The 14,224-nt window shown below is 71.2% G+C and carries 13 protein-coding genes, 1 pseudogene and 1 riboswitch; of the genes and pseudogenes, 6 read left to right on the top strand and 8 right to left on the bottom strand.

The window, feature by feature from the left end:
- The first annotated feature begins 25 nt into the window (after positions 1–25).
- The 5 genes from OOZ19_RS23055 (at position 26) to OOZ19_RS23035 (ending at position 3,824) form a co-directional block, all read left to right on the top strand.
- Entirely contained in the window at positions 26–1,573 is a 1,548-nt protein-coding gene (locus tag OOZ19_RS23055) for an AMP-binding protein (protein WP_266092237.1), read from the top strand.
- Complete coding sequence (locus OOZ19_RS23050) at positions 1,570–2,019, top strand: FAS1-like dehydratase domain-containing protein (protein ID WP_266092236.1); 450 nt, start codon at positions 1,570–1,572, stop codon at positions 2,017–2,019. The genes OOZ19_RS23055 and OOZ19_RS23050 overlap by 4 nt, the downstream gene beginning before the upstream one ends.
- The gene (locus tag OOZ19_RS23045; RefSeq protein ID WP_266092235.1) at positions 2,016–2,429 is read left to right on the top strand and encodes a MaoC family dehydratase; all 414 of its coding nucleotides are present in this window, start codon (positions 2,016–2,018) and stop codon (positions 2,427–2,429) included. The genes OOZ19_RS23050 and OOZ19_RS23045 overlap by 4 nt, the downstream gene beginning before the upstream one ends.
- A 3-nt stretch (positions 2,430–2,432) precedes the next feature.
- Positions 2,433–2,855, top strand: coding sequence for an acyl-CoA thioesterase (locus tag OOZ19_RS23040; RefSeq protein ID WP_266092234.1), 423 nt, complete (start codon positions 2,433–2,435; stop codon positions 2,853–2,855).
- A gap of 90 nt (positions 2,856–2,945) precedes the next feature.
- Positions 2,946–3,824, top strand: coding sequence for a 3-methyladenine DNA glycosylase (locus OOZ19_RS23035; protein WP_266092233.1), 879 nt, complete (start codon positions 2,946–2,948; stop codon positions 3,822–3,824).
- Between the two features lie 147 nt (positions 3,825–3,971).
- Here the strand turns inward: OOZ19_RS23035 and OOZ19_RS23030 are convergent, their stop codons facing one another.
- The 8 genes from OOZ19_RS23030 to OOZ19_RS22995 all read right to left on the bottom strand — a co-directional run bounded on the left by OOZ19_RS23030 (position 3,972) and on the right by OOZ19_RS22995 (position 11,905).
- Entirely contained in the window at positions 3,972–4,256 is a 285-nt protein-coding gene (locus tag OOZ19_RS23030) for an iron-sulfur cluster assembly accessory protein (RefSeq protein WP_184479387.1), read from the bottom strand.
- 88 nt (positions 4,257–4,344) lie between these two features.
- Positions 4,345–7,242, bottom strand: a complete 2,898-nt coding sequence (gene gcvP, locus OOZ19_RS23025) for an aminomethyl-transferring glycine dehydrogenase (protein WP_266092232.1) — start codon at positions 7,240–7,242, stop codon at positions 4,345–4,347.
- 168 nt (positions 7,243–7,410) lie between these two features.
- Positions 7,411–7,513, bottom strand: a riboswitch (glycine riboswitch).
- Between the two features lie 125 nt (positions 7,514–7,638).
- Positions 7,639–8,205 carry a MerR family transcriptional regulator gene (locus OOZ19_RS23020; protein ID WP_266092231.1) on the bottom strand — a complete coding sequence of 189 codons (567 nt, stop codon included), beginning with the start codon at positions 8,203–8,205 and terminating at the stop codon, positions 7,639–7,641.
- 336 nt (positions 8,206–8,541) lie between these two features.
- A complete protein-coding gene (locus OOZ19_RS23015; protein ID WP_184479390.1) occupies positions 8,542–9,018 on the bottom strand; it encodes a bifunctional nuclease family protein in 477 nt (158 codons plus the stop codon).
- Between the two features lie 550 nt (positions 9,019–9,568).
- Positions 9,569–10,027, bottom strand: a complete 459-nt coding sequence (gene garA / locus OOZ19_RS23010; RefSeq protein ID WP_184479391.1) for a glycogen accumulation regulator GarA — start codon at positions 10,025–10,027, stop codon at positions 9,569–9,571.
- 115 nt (positions 10,028–10,142) lie between these two features.
- Positions 10,143–10,577: a glycine cleavage system protein GcvH gene (gene gcvH, locus OOZ19_RS23005; protein WP_416309486.1), complete on the bottom strand. Its 435-nt coding sequence runs from the start codon at positions 10,575–10,577 to the stop codon at positions 10,143–10,145.
- Positions 10,578–10,712: 135 nt separating this feature from the next.
- Complete coding sequence (gene clsA, locus OOZ19_RS23000) at positions 10,713–11,318, bottom strand: cardiolipin synthase ClsA (protein WP_266092258.1); 606 nt, start codon at positions 11,316–11,318, stop codon at positions 10,713–10,715.
- A gap of 368 nt (positions 11,319–11,686) precedes the next feature.
- A complete protein-coding gene (locus OOZ19_RS22995; protein WP_266092257.1) occupies positions 11,687–11,905 on the bottom strand; it encodes a hypothetical protein in 219 nt (72 codons plus the stop codon).
- Between the two features lie 394 nt (positions 11,906–12,299).
- Between OOZ19_RS22995 and OOZ19_RS22990 the strand changes: the two are divergent.
- Positions 12,300–14,183: pseudogene (locus OOZ19_RS22990) on the top strand (propionyl-CoA synthetase); the annotation flags it as partial.
- Positions 14,184–14,224 lie beyond the last annotated feature (41 nt).

Raw genomic sequence — 14,224 nt, 5'->3', positions numbered from 1 at the left:
CCATGAGTTCCGCCGTGAGCCCGCCATGACGCTCAACCAGGGGTTCGTCCCCGCCAAGTGGGCGGCGCTGACACCGCGCGCGCAGGCCGTCCACGACGTGCCGAACGAACGGCGGGTGAGCTGGTCGCAGCTCGACGAACGGGTGCGCAGGCTCGCGAACGGGCTGCTCGGGCTCGGTGCGCGTCCCGGTGATCGGGTGGCGGTGCTGGCGCGCAACCGCCTGGAGTACCTCGAGCTGTACTTCGCCTGCGGGCGGGCCGGGCTGGTGCTGCAGCCGCTGAACTGGCGGCTCACCGGCGACGAGCTCGTCCGGCTCGTGCAGGACGGGACGCCTCGGGTCGTGGTGGCCGACGCGGAGTGGTCGGCGCGGGTGGGGCTGCTGCAGCGGAGCTGCGACGTGCCGCACTGGCTGGAGTTCGGCGCCGGGTACGAGGAACTGCTCGCCGCCTCGAGCGACGCCGAACCCGACGGCAGCGAGCACGTCGGCGGCGACGACCCCTTCTTCATCCTCTACACCGGGGGCACCACGGGCCGCGCCAAAGGCGCCCTGCACACGCACCGCAGCGCGGAGGCGGGCGGGCTGAACCAGACCGTGGCCGAACGGATCGTGCCCGGCGACATCTACCTGATGACCGGGCAGATGTTCCACATCCCGATCGTGCTCGCGATGAACTACCTCCGGCACGGGTGCCCGCTGGTGCTGGTGAACTTCGAGGCCGAGCAGGTGTTGCGGATCATCGAGCAGGAACGGGTGTCGGCGTTCCTGGGCATCACCACCATGCTGAACTGGATGATGGCGGTGCCCGGCTTCGCCGCTCACGACCTGTCGAGCCTGCGCAACATCCAGTACGGCGGCGGCCCGATGCCCTCGTCGATCGTGCGCGCCGCCCTGGACTCCTTCCCGTGCTCGCTGATCCAGGGCTACGGCCAGACCGAGGGGCCGGGCATGGCGTTCCTGTCCCAGGAGGACCACGTCGCGGCGATCGCCGGGCGGCACCCGCACCGGCTGCGCTCCTGCGGGCGGGAAGGGTTCGGCGCGCGCCTGCGGGTGGTCGACTCCGGCGGGGCCGAGGTCCCGCGCGACGGGCGCAGCCCCGGGCAGATCATCGTGCGCTCCGAGGCGAACATGGCGCGGTACTGGAACCGCCCGGAGTTGACCGCGCGCACCGTTCGCAACGGGTGGATGTGGACCGGCGACATCGCCACCTGGGACGAGCAGCGCTACGTCTACATCGTCGACCGCGCCAAGGACATGATCGTCTCCGGTGGCGAGAACATCTACAGCGTGCAGGTCGAGGAGGCCGTCGCCGCCCACCCCGCAGTGCTGGAGTGCGCCGTGATCGGTGTGCCCGACGACGAGTGGGGCGAGAACGTCAAGGCCGTCGTCGTGCTCAAACCGGACGCCGCAGCCACCGAGGCGGACATCATCACCACCGCCAAGCGCCACTTGCCCTCCTACCAGAAGCCGAAGTCGGTCGATTTCGTCACGAGCCTGCCCAAGGCACCGACCGGCAAAGTGATCAAGCGCGAACTGCGCGCCCCCTACTGGGCTGATCAGGAGCGGTCGATATGACACCTGCCGTACCCGACGAGGCTCGGCTGGCCGAGCTCGTCGGCACCGAGTTCCCCGGCGGCGAGTTCACCTTCGAGCCGTGGTGGGTCCGGCTGGTCAACGACTGCGCGCTGGCCGACCCGGCCGACGAGGCGGGCAGTCCCGTGTTCGTGTTCCTCGCCGCGACCTCCGCGATGGGCGTGTCCTGGGAACAGCTCTGGTCGTGGTTCGGCGCGCGGGAGTCCGACGGCCCGATGGCCGGGGAGATCCACACCGAGCTGCGCCGCCCGCTGCGGGTCGGCGACACCTACGCGGTGCGCGGGCGCATCGAGTCCGCCCGGCGCAAGCGCGGTGCGCGGACCGGGGTGTTCGACCTGGTCGGGTACCGGCTCGAACTGCACGAGGCCTCCGGTGAGCCGGCCGCGTCCTGCACCAGCTCGATCATCTTCCCGAGGGAGGCTCGATGAACGCCGTGCGCCCTGGCGACGAGCTGCCGGCCTACCGGGTCGGCCCGATCAGCGCCGAGAAGATGAAAACGATGTCGGCGCTGATGCGGGACGCGAACCCGATCCACTTCGACGTCGCGGCGGTGCGCGCGCTCGGGCTCGGGGACCGGGTGATCAACCAGGGGCCGCTCAACCAGGCGTACGTGGTGTCGCTGCTCGGCCGCTGGGCAGGCGGGGCGCACCGCGTCCGGGAGCTGCGGCTGCGCCACCTCGGCGCGGTGCGCGCCGGTGACCGGCTGCGCGCGCGCGGCACGGTCCTCGACGTGTCCGAACAGGACGGCGAGCTGCTGGCCCGCTGCGATGTCGGGCTCGACGTGCTCGGCGGCGATCCGGTGCTCTCCGGCACCGCGACGGTCCACGTAGGAGGGTGAACGGTGGTCGACGACGTGCAGCGGTTCCGGCTGTCCTACGGGGACTGCGACGCCCTCGGCATCGCGTACTTCGCGATCTACTACCCGTGGATGGAACGCACCTACAGCAGCTGGCTGCACGGCCACGGGCTGCGTTCCGCCGAGCTCGCCACCGAACTCGGCGCCGGCACCGTCGGCGTGCACTCCGAGGCGACCTACCTGGCACCGGTGCGCGTGTTCGACGAGCTGGCCTGCACGGCGGTGCGCGAGCGGATCGGCACCAGCTCGTACTCGCTGGGCTTCGAGTTCACCAGGGGCGCCGAGCTCGTCACCTACGGCCGGATGACCTTCGCCTGCCGCACCCTCGAAGGCACCAAGGCCCCGATCCCGGACCGGCTGCGGGCCCTGCTCGAGACGCTGCGAGCCACCGACGCCCCGGAAGGCTGATCGAGCTCCGGCGGTGAGCCCGACACCGAGCCGGATGGGCTCGGGACCGCCGGAACGTCCGCACCGGCCGCCACCTATCCTGGCGGCACTATGCGAGTGCTGGGCGAACAGGAATGGCGTGCCCGCCGAGCCGCGCACCAGGAGCGGGTCGAGCTCTGGACCGGACCGCACCGGCGCAGGCAGCGCGCCGGGCAGAAGCACCCGGTGATGGACTTCCTGTTCACCTACTACTCGCACAAGCCGTCGCTGCTGGAACGCTGGCAGCCGGGCCTCGGGGTCGCGCTGGCGGGCGGCGAGGAGTTCCTCGAACGCCGCGGCTACCTCCCCACCCCCGGCGGGGTCGCGCTCGACCCCGCCGTGCTCACCGCGAAGCGCCGCGACACGGCGCGCTTCGTGCACGGGCTGCTCACCGCCGTGCGCTCCCGGCGCCCGCACCTGGGATGCTTCGGCTTGCACGAGTGGGCGATGCTCTACCGCACCTCCCCCACTGACGTCCGCCACGAGGCGTGGCCGCTGCGGCTCGGGCACGCGGGCACCGACGAGGTCGTCGAGTCGATGCCGATCAAGTGCAGCCACCACGACGCGTTCCGCTTCTTCACCGAACCGGCCCGGCCGCTCAACGCGCTGCAACCCACCCGCGCCGAGCAGACCGCGCTGGAACAACCCGGCTGCCTGCACAACAACATGGACATGTTCAAGTGGGCGTACAAGCTGGACCCGCTGGTGCCCTCCGAACTCGTCGCCGACTGCTTCGAGCTGGCGGTGGAGATCCGGGAAGCGGACATGCGCGCCAGCCCGTACGACTTGAGCGAGCTCGGCTACGAGCCGATCGCCGTGGAGACGGCCGAGGGCCGCGCCGAGTACGTGCGCAGGCAGCGCGACTTCGCCGACCGGGCCGCGCCGCTGCGCGCCCGCCTGATCCAGGCCTGCGAGGACCTGCTCGCCGTGGAGCCGCAAGCCGCGTCGTGAGACCGGACCCCGTCACGGGAGCCCCGGACAGCACGATGGCCAGGCCCCGACCGGGCCTGGCCGACACGTTCATCGCGGCGGTCACCGCCGCACCCCCACCCGGGACGAACGTACCGGCCCGCCACCGAAGCGGCGGGCCGATCACGTTCAGTCCCGAACGGCCAGGTTCAGCTCACCGTTGTCGTCGCGCTCGGCGTCGAGCACCTTGTCGCCCAACAACTCCGCGGCCTGCGGCTCGAGGAAGACCCGAGCACCGGATTCCTCCACCACCTGGTCGTCTCCCTGCGGCTCGCTGGCGATCGCCGCCTGCAACTCGGCCTGACCGGCCTCGTCGGCGACCGGGGCGATGCGCAGCCCCGAACCCTCGGGCGAGTCACCACCGGCCAGGACGACCTTGATGACCTCAGCTGCACTCTCGCTGATCGTGAGCATTGCTGCACTCCTCTCGGAGGCGATTCGGATGATGGAGCCGCCCACCGTAGTGCATCGCCCACGGCACCCGCTCACCCCCGCAGGAGGCTCAGCCTTCGTACGCCGAAAGCGGAGGGCACGAGCACACCAGGTTCCGATCGCCCCGCGCGCCGTCGATCCTGCGCACCGCGGGCCACACCTTCTGCGTCCCGGTACCCAGCGGGTAGGCGGCCTCCGCTCGACTGTAGGCGTGATCCCAGGGACCGGCGAGCGACGCGGCGGTGTGCGGGGCCTGGCTCAGCGGGTTGTCGTCCGCCGGCCACTGACCGCTCGCCACCTTGTCGATCTCACCCTTGATCGCGATCATCGCCTCGCAGAACCGGTCGAGCTCGGCGAGGTTCTCGCTCTCCGTCGGCTCGACCATCAGCGTCCCGGCCACCGGGAACGACATGGTCGGCGCGTGCAGGCCGTAGTCGGCGAGCCGCTTCGCCACGTCGTCCACCGTCACGCCGGAAGCCTTGGTGATCGGCCGCAGGTCGAGGATGCACTCGTGGGCGACGAAACCGCCGGTGCCCGTGTAGAGCACCGGGAAGTACTCGTCGAGCCGCCGGGCCACGTAGTTCGCCGCGGCCACCGCCGTCAGCGTCGCCCGCCGCAGCCCGTCGGAACCCATCATGCGGACGTAGGCCCAGGAGATCGGCAGGATCGACGCGCTGCCCCACGGCGCCGCGCTGATCGGCCCCACACCGGACTCCGGACCGGCCGCGGGCTGCAACGGGTGGTTCGGCAGGAACGGCGCCAGGTGCTCGCGGACCCCGATCGGGCCCACGCCGGGACCGCCACCGCCGTGCGGGATGCAGAACGTCTTGTGCAGGTTCAGGTGCGAGACGTCCGACCCGAACTTGCCCATCCGCGCCAGGCCGATCAGCGCGTTGAGGTTCGCGCCGTCGACGTAGACCTGGCCGCCCGCGTCGTGCACCAGGCCGCACACCTGCTCCACGGTGTCCTCGTAGACGCCGTGCGTGGACGGGTACGTGATCATGATCGCGGCGAGGTCGTCGCGGTGCTGGTCCACCACTTCGCGCAGGTGGTCGAGCTCGATGTTGCCCTTGTCGTCGCAGCGCACCACGACCACGCGCAGCCCGGCCATCACGGCGCTGGCGGCGTTCGTGCCGTGCGCGCTCGCCGGGATCAGGCACACGTCGCGGGCCGACTCACCACGGCTGTGGTGGTAGGCGCGGATCGCCAGCAACCCGGCGAACTCGCCCTGGCTGCCCGAGTTCGGCTGCAGGCTCACCGCGTCGTAGCCGGTGATCTCCGCGAGCCAGCGCTCCAGGTCGCGCACGATCTCCAGCAGCCCCGTCGCGTCCTGCGCGGGCGCGAACGGGTGCACCTCGGCGAACTCCGGCCAGGTGATCGGCTCCATCTCCGCGGTCGCGTTCAGCTTCATCGTGCAGGACCCCAGCGGGATCATGCTCCGGTCCAGCGCGACGTCGGAGTCCGACAGCCTGCGCAGGTAGCGCAGCAGCGAGGTCTCCGAGCGGTGGGTGTGGAACACCGGGTGCGTCATGTACTCCGAGGTGCGCAGCAGCACGCCGGGCAGCGCGTCGGCGGTCTCCGCGTCCAGCGCGTCGACGTCGGCCACCGATCCGCCTTCGATCCCGAACGCGGCGACCACCCGCACCAGCGCCTCCCTGGTGGTGGTCTCGTCGCAGCTGATTCCGACGAGGTCGTCGTCGATGTGGCGCAGGTTGATGCCGCCCTCGCGGGCCGCCCGCACGACCTCGGCGGCCTTGCCCGGAACCCGCGCGACGATCGTGTCGAAGAACTCCGCGTGCTCGATGCGCACACCGCCCCGGCGCAACCGCTCGGCCAGCACCGCGGCCATCCGGTGCGCCCGGCGCGCGATGGCCCGCAGCCCGCTCGGGCCGTGGTAGACGCCGTACATCGACGCGACGACCGCCAGCAGCACCTGCGCGGTGCAGATGTTGCTCGTCGCCTTCTCCCGGCGGATGTGCTGCTCCCTGGTCTGCAGGGCGAGCCGGTAGGCCTGGTCGCCGTCGGCGTCGACGCTCACGCCGACCAACCGGCCGGGCAGCTGCCGCTCGATGCCCTTGCGCACCGCCATGTACCCGGCGTGCGGGCCGCCGAAGCCCATCGGCACGCCGAAGCGCTGCGTCGTGCCGACCACGACGTCGGCACCGATCTCACCGGGAGCGCGCAGCAGCGTCAGCGCCAGCAGGTCGGCGCTGACCACGGCCATCCCGCCGCGCTCGTGGACCCGCTCGATGATCGCCTCGTGGTCGCGGAGCGCGCCGGAGGCACCGGGGTAGGCCAGCAGCACGCCGAAGAACTCGTCTTCCGGCAGCGCCTCGGGACCCGCCGCGAGGTCGGTAACGATCACCTCGATGCCCAGCGGTTCGGCCCGGGTCCGCAGCACCTCCAGGGTCTGCGGCATCACGTCCGCGTCCACCACGAAGCGCGGCGACTTCGTCCGGCCCGCGCGGCGCACCAGCGTCATGCCCTCGGCGGCGGCGGTGGCCTCGTCCAGCATCGACGAGTTCGCCACCGGGACCCCGGTCAGGTCGGCGACCATCGTCTGGAAGTTCAGCAGCGCCTCGAGCCTGCCCTGCGAGATCTCCGGCTGGTACGGCGTGTACGCCGTGTACCAGGCCGGGCTCTCCAGCACGTTGCGCAGGATGACCGGCGGTGTGATCGTCGAGTAGTAGCCCAACCCGATCATCTCGGTGTGCGGGCTGTTGAGCCGCGCCAAGTCGCGGAGCTGCTTGAGCGCCTCGGCCTCGGTCGCCGGCTCCGGCAGCGCCAGCTGCAGGTCCCGCTCGCGGATGCCTTCGGGCACCGCGGCCTGGCCCAGCTCCTCCAGCGAGCCGACACCGATCACGTCCAGCATGCGCGCCAGCTCGGCGGGCAACGGCCCGACATGGCGGTCGGCGAACGGAGTGCCGTGTTCCAGGGCGGCCAGCGGGATACGGTCTTCGGTCGTCATCGCCACACCTCATTCATCGCGACGGACATAGGGCGGCAGCACGAATGCTGCTCTCCCCCTCTGTCACCGTCCGCGATACGAACGCCTGAGAGCTTCACCCGGTACGGCGATCGGGCTTGCACCGTCGGCGGGGAACCACCTACCGGTGGTCCCTCTTTCCAGAGGTATCTCGCCCGTGCGGTCCAGCAGGCCTGAGAGGTTGTCGGGGAGGGTTTGCTCCTTCGGCGCCGCCGGTGACCAGGTCACCGGCGAACTCTCCCGCGCGGGGTCAGCGATGCTCAGCAGCCTACCCGATCCAGTGACGACCGAAAGTGCGATCTTCATCCCGTTCGATCACCCCGATGCGCCGGTCACGGCGCTGACCGGCGGTGACGCCCCCGTCACGGGGCGAGGGGCTCAACCGGTCTGGCGATCCCGGCGCCGCCGGGACAGCTCGTCGTTGACCGGCTCCTCGTGCTCGCCGCCATCGGCCCGCTCGGCGGGGAACTCGTGGATGGTCCCGGTGATCTCGCGCATCGCACCGCTGACGGCGATGCCGAACACGCCCTGACCGCCTTGCAGCAGGTCCACGACCTCCTCCGCGGAGGTGCACTCGTACACGGTCGTGCCGTCGCTGAACAGCGTGATCTTGGCCAGGTCCTGCACCCCGCGGTGGCGCAGGTGCTCCACGGCGACCCGGATGTTGTGCAGCGAGACCCCGGTGTCCAGCAGCCGCTTCACGACCTTGAGCACCAGGACGTCCTTGAACGAGTACAGCCGCTGCGACCCGGATCCCGCCGCGCCGCGGATCGACGGGCCGACCAGCTTGGTGCGCGCCCAGTAGTCCAGCTGCCGGTAGGTGATGCCGGCGATCTGGCACGCCGCGGGTCCGCGGTAGCCGACGAGCTCGTCCGGGAGCGCGGTGTCGGGGAACGGCGCCGACTGCTCCGCGGCGGAATCCTCGCCAGGTGCTCGCTCCACCACGCCTGCCTCCCCTCGCCCGGCCCGAGGCCGGCGAACCACCAGAACCCGGCTCGACGCATGATCAACCGCCGAACGGATGAACGATCATGGAACCGGGGCTTCGACCTTCCCCGACCTGGAAAATCACATCGGGGCGATTCGCGCACTCCGACGGTAAGCCCGGCCCGTGGGCGGGTCAACGCGACGCGCGGAGCCGCCCGCCCACCCCCGGGTGTGACGCAACCCCGATCCGGTTCGCGCCGCACTCCGAGCGTGCGAAAAGGCTCCCGGCGCGAACTCGCACCGGGAGCCGGGTACAGCGCCGGGGGTGAGCGGACCGCACGCCCGCCCACCTGATCACGTGTCGGCGCCGCGGAAGTCCTCCGGAGAGACCGAGTCCAGGAATTCCCGGAACTTCTCGACCTCGTCCTCCTGCTCGTCCGGGATGATCAACCCGGCTTCGTCCAGCACCGACTCGTCAGCGTGGATCGGCACTCCGACCCGCAACGCCAGCGCCACCGAATCGCTCGGGCGTGCCGAGACCCGCACATCTCCGTCGAAGATGAGTTCGGCGAAGAACGTGCCCTCCTGCAGATCGGTGATCCGCACCTCTTCCAGGTCCCGCCCCAGGGCGCCGATGACGTCCTTGAGCAGATCATGGGTGAGCGGTCTGGCGGGTCGCACGCCCTGCTGCTCCAACGCGATCGCGGTGGCCTCCACCGATCCGATCCAGATCGGCAGGTACCGCTCGCCTTCGGTCTCGCGCAGCAGCAGAATCGGCTGGTTGGCTGGTAGTTCCACTCGCACGCCGACGACGCGCATTTCGCTGCTCATCGTCTCATCGCCTCCTCCAGCGCGCCGAAGCGTGACATCCTTGGTCGAGGATCGCGCACCGACGCCTCTGACGCTACCCGCGATACGGCGGTGGCCATCGCCTCCGCCCGGATTTCCCGCTCGGTGGACGGCTCTTCCGGCCCGTTCACGGCCTCGTACCGACCGATCGCCGATACCCGGCATTCCCTTGTCCGACTCGGTCCGCACATCGGTCCGAGGCGATTTCTGACGCCGCCGCTGCCTTCCGCGAACGCCCGGAGGTTCCTCACGGAGAGGGCCCGCGCGGCTGCGCCGACCGGCCCGTCCGATGAGGGACTCCGACCGCTCCCGACGCGAACGATGCCCAACGCCACGATACACCGCACCGCCATCCGCAGAAGCCGTTGCGCGCTGCGGAAAGCACCTCGCAACATCACCGCGCTCCGGCGGCGCCGAGCGGCCGTGAAGATCATCGGCCGTGCGGCGGACCGGGTTGCGATCCCCGCCGAGCACGATCGGGGCGACGCCGCAAGGCGCCGCCCCGATGCGCTCGGTACGCGGAACGCTCGGCTCAGCGGCCCTGGCCCTCGATCGGACCGGTCAGGAACACCAACCGGAACTTCCCGATCTGAACCTCGTCACCGTTGGCGAGCACCGAGGTGTCCACCGGTTCCCGGTTGACGTAGGTGCCGTTGAGGCTGCCGACGTCGACGACGACGAAGTCATTGCCCTCTCGCCTGAACTCGGCGTGCCGACGGGACACCGTCACGTCGTCGAGGAAGATGTCGCTGTCCGGGTGGCGTCCGGAGCTGGTGGTCTCCCGATCGAGCAGGAACCGCGACCCGGCGTTCGGGCCGCGCTTGACCACCAGCAGGGCAGCCCCGGCGGGCAGCGCATCGACCCCGGAGGCCGCTGGCTCCGGGGTCGCACTCTCGGTGCTCTCCGGCTCCGAGAGGAACGGCCTGAAGACCGAGGTGGTCTCCGGTGACTGCTCCGGCGGAACGCCGCCGGGCCCGTCGTTCTGGCTCACCTGAGCTCTCCTCTGCGCGGATGGGTCGTGCAAGTGCGTTCAAACGTACCGTGCCGCCCCAGGTCGCAGACGCGGGACTCCCACCTCAAGCCGCCTGCGAACCCGAGATCAACGATCATCCCTGGTCGATGAGGCCTTGGTAGTCGCTTTCCTCGAGCAGGCCGTCGGGCGCGGCCGGGTCGGCGAGCTTGATCTCGATCATCCAGCCGTCGCCGAACGGTGCCGAGTTGACCAGCTCGGGCTGCTCGTCGAGCTGCTCGTTGCGGGCCACGATCTCACCGGCCACGGGCGCGTAGATGTCGGAGACGCTCTTGGTCGACTCGACCTCGCCGATGCCACCCCCGGCTTCGACGGTCTCCCCCACGTCGGGCAGCTGCACGAACACGACGTCGCCGAGCTGCTGCTGGGCGTAGTCGGTGATCCCGACGCGCACCGTGTCCGCGCCGGTGCGCAGCACCCACTCGTGCTCCTGGGTGTACTTGATCCCGTCCGGGGCCACTGGGGTCCCGCCTTCCTCGTCGAGCCGTGGAGCGGGGGCCGAGTGCGCCACCGCACCCGCGCGCGGTGATCGCGACGGGCCAAGCGAGCGTAGGTCGCGGCCGCTTTCGGCCGCAAGATGGGCACGCCGTGATCGACACGGCACCGGACTCCCCCGCCGGACCGCTCGGCGAGGAAGGCGCGGGCGTCAGGCCGGGCGGGACCGCGCGGCGCGCACGGCGGCGATGACCTGCATCAGGTACAGCACACCCGCCCACACGTACAGCACACCGCCCCAGCAGGTGAAGGCGTAGGCCACCGGACGCACGACGCCCTCGAAGGCGAAGTCCTCCTGCACCAGCAGCAACAGCGGGAACGCGTACATCAGGCAGAACGTCGCGGCCTTGCCGAGGTAGTGCACCTCCGGCGGTTCGAAACCGTGCCAGCGCAGCACCGGCAGGCACAGCGTGAGCACGACGTCGCGGCCGATCAGCGCCGCGGCGGCCCACCAGGGGATCACGTCGCGGAGCACGAAGGCGACCAGCGTCGCGACGATGTAGAGCCGGTCGGCCGCGGGGTCCAGCAGTTCGCCCACGCGGCTGTACTGGTCGAGCCAGCGGGCGAGCTTGCCGTCGAGCCAGTCGGTGGCGCCGCTGACGACCAGCACGAGCAGCGCGAGCAGGTCGGATTGCGGCCCGAGCAGCAGCCACAGGAACAGGGGGACGCCGGCGAGCCGCACCAGGCTCAGCAGGTTCGGCCACGTCAGCCAAGGATCGTCCCAGACGCTGGCGGCGACTTCCTTGATCCGGGCCATGCCGGGATCCGGCGACGAGCCCGCTGCCGGGCTCTCCGCGCCGGGCTCCGGTTGCTCAGCGGCCCGGGCGGGTTCCGCGGACTGCGACGACCGATCCGGGGCATCCGCGCCCCGGTCCGGTTCGTCGTGTTCGGCCTTGCTGGAGCCCGCCGGTTCCGGGGACGTGGGATCGCCCGCTCCACCTCGGCCTTTGGCTCCGGCCGTGGTGCCGTCGGCGTCCTGCACCACAGCCCTCCCTGACACGGTTGTCGATCCACCGCGAAGCGCTCACCTGCGCCTGCGGGTTTCGGGCGCCTCGGGCGCCCACTCGGATCAGGGTGCCACACCCCCCTTGCGGTGGCCGGAGCGGCCGGGGGTGGGCGGACCGGTCAGCCGCGGTTGTGGCTCCAGCCACGGCGCTGCAGTTCCGCGTCGGTGAGGAAGCGGGCCCGGCCGCGGTCGTCGACGCCCGCCCAGCGGGCGCGCCCGCCCGCGCCTTCGAGGACGAACGAGTGACCGCCGCTCCACACCACGCTGCACGGAGTGGTGGGCAGTTCCGCCGTCTCGGCATCATCGTCCACGATGCCGTCCCGGTAGGTCGTTTCCACGCTGATCAATGCTTGACACCTCCATCACGGTTGTCGGCCGGGCCGCGGTGCGCGTTATCCGGCCGCCTCCCCACCCACGCATTGTGTTCGCCCCATGACCGCACGTTCCCCCGAATTCGACGGGGGTGCGCCCAGCGGAAGGACCGCACCGACGAGCGGATGATCTTGAAAGTGCGCGGGTTCGGCGCGGCAGAAACCGAACCGACCGCTCGTCGCGAATCCGACGATCATCGTGTTGTTGCGGCGGAAACCGGCCGGCCCGCCGATCGCCCATTGTGGACTGTCGTACGGTTCGGCGCGGGACGGAGCACGCCCCCGGGCCCGCGCGGCGCGGATGCTGGCGCGAACGCCCGCCGTCAGGTAGGACTCTGAGGCTCGTCGACACCGCCAGCGGGAGGTCATGACCATGGGTGCCTACGCCGACGCCTACCAGCGCAGCCGCACGGACCCCGAGGGGTTCTGGCTGGACGCCGCGGCGGCCGTCGACTGGGACCGAGCCCCGTCCAGGGCCCTGGACGACTCCGGCCGGTGGTTCCCGGACGGAGTGCTCAACACCTGCTTCAACGCGCTCGACCGGCACGTCCGCGACGGGCGCGGCGACCAGGACGCGGTGATCTGGGATTCGGCGATGACCGGGCAGGTGTCCCGGTGGACCTACCGCGAACTGCTGGACCGGGTGTCCCGGTTCGCGGGAGCGCTGCGGGCACGCGGGGTGGGCAAGGGCGACCGGGTGATCGTGTACCTGCCGATGATCCCGGAAGCGCTGGTGGTGATGCTGGCGTGCGCGCGGATCGGCGCGGTGCACTCGGTGGTCTTCGGCGGCTTCGCGCCCAAGGAGCTCGCCGCGCGGATCGACGACGCCCGGCCGACGGTGCTGGTGGCCGCGTCCTGCGGCCTCGAACCGAACCGGGTGGTCGAGTACAAGCCGATCGTCGACGAGGCGCTGCGGCTCGCCGAGCACCGGCCGGAAGGCGGCGTGCTGATCTTCCAGCGGGACCAGGTCCGCGCCGAGCTCGGCCCCGGCGAGGCGGACGCGGCCGAGGAGCTCGCCGCGGCGGAGCCCACCGATTGCGTGCCGGTCGCGGCGACCGATCCGCTGTACGTGCTCTACACCTCCGGCACGACCGGCCGCCCGAAGGGCGTGGTGCGCGACAACGGCGGCCACGCCGTGGCGTTGCGCTGGTCGATGAGCGCGATCTACGACATCGGCCCCGGCGAGGTGTTCTGGACCGCCTCCGACGTGGGCTGGGTCGTCGGGCACTCCTACATCGTCTACGGGCCGCTGCTGGCCGGGGCCACGACGGTGGTCTACGAAGGCAAACCGGTGGGCACCCCGGACGCGGGCGCGTTCTGGCGGGTCATCGCCGAGCACGGCGTGAAGGCGCTGTTCACCGCCCCCACCGCCTTCCGGGCGATCAAGCGGGTGGACCACGAGGCGGCCGAGCTCGCCCGCTACGACATCTCCGGCCTGCGGACGTTGTTCCTGGCGGGCGAGCGGCTCGATCCGGAGACCTACCAGTGGGCGGTGCGCACGCTGGAGGTGCCGGTGGTGGACCACTGGTGGCAGACCGAGACGGGGTGGCCGATCTGCGCGAACCTGCGCGGGCTGGAGCCGATGCCGATCAAGCCGGGTTCACCGACGGTCCCGGTACCGGGGTTCGACGTGCGGGTGCTGGACCAGGCCGGTGAGGAGCTGCCGCCCGGATCCGACGGCGCGATCTGCATCAAGCAGCCGCTGCCGCCGGGCATGCTGCCGACGCTGTGGGGCGATCACGAGCGGTTCCGCGAGTCGTACCTGTCCCGCTATCCGGGTTACTACCTCACCGGCGACAGCGGGCACGTCGACGAGGACGGCTACGTGTTCGTCATGGGCCGCACCGACGACGTGATCAACGTGGCCGGCCACCGGCTCTCGACGGGGTCGATGGAGGCGGTGCTGGCGACGCACCCGGCGGTCGCGGAGTGCGCCGTGATCGGTGTGCACGACGAGCTCAAGGGCCAGGTGCCGCGCGGTTTCGTGGTGCTCAAGTCCGGGGTGGAGGCGGATCCGGACGCGTTGCGCGCGGAGCTGGTCGCCGCGGTGCGGGACCAGATCGGACCGGTCGCGGCGTTCCGCGACGTCGACGTGGTCGACGGCCTCCCGAAGACCCGCTCCGGCAAGGTGTTGCGCAAGTCGATGCGGGAGATCGCCGATTCCGGGGAGACTAAGGTGCCGTCGACGATCGAGGACCCGGCGGTGCTGGAGGACCTGCGAGCGGCGCTGCGCGGCGACCGCTGACGGCCGCCGCGGGGCGGGGCGGGATCTGCGAGCGGCGCCCG

It is taken from the genome of Saccharopolyspora sp. NFXS83 (genome assembly GCF_026241095.1).
Classification (GTDB): domain Bacteria; phylum Actinomycetota; class Actinomycetes; order Mycobacteriales; family Pseudonocardiaceae; genus Saccharopolyspora_C.
The sequence above is the reverse complement of the archived record's forward strand: the minus strand, read 5'-3'. Positions and strand labels throughout refer to the sequence as shown.